Genomic DNA, 535 nt, shown 5'->3' with positions numbered 1-535 from the left:
ATTGCGAGCTTGCTCTTTGCGTTTGGTATTCCGCACATTTTGACCGCCGATGTATTGTCACACTCGCAAGGTGGCAACAACAACGCCTACTGCCAAGACAATAAAACCAGTTGGATCAACTGGAGCGAGACGGAGCGCAAAGCGCACTTCAAAACTTGGATGGCGCAAATGGTCGCAAACCGTCACCAATACATGGTGCCTTTCATCCGTGCTTTCAGCGGCGAAAATCGCAACAACAACCGCATTTTCTGGCGTCGAACCGATGGCCGATTAATGGAACACGACGATTGGAACCGATTAAGCTCCGTAGCGCTTCACTTAGGCATTGGTAAAGACGGGCAAGAGTTGGTTTACCTCATCAACCAAACGAACGCTACAGCGCGATTTAAGCTGCCAAACGAGCGTAATCAAGAATGGGTAACGATTTGTGACACCAATGTGCGCAACCTCAATCCTGGGCACGCAGAAGGCGAAGTCTTGCTGTCACCCACCTCGATGGTGATTTTGCATTACCAGCCAAAGCCAAACTCGCCAC

Annotated in this window: 1 pseudogene; it reads left to right on the top strand. The window is 50.3% G+C overall.

Annotated elements, in window-relative coordinates:
• Positions 1 to 535 (top strand): annotated as a pseudogene (locus R8N47_RS27900) (glycogen debranching enzyme); the annotation flags it as partial.

This window comes from Vibrio sp. 2132-1, from assembly GCF_033344315.1.
The sequence above is the reverse complement of the archived record's forward strand: the minus strand, read 5'-3'. Positions and strand labels throughout refer to the sequence as shown.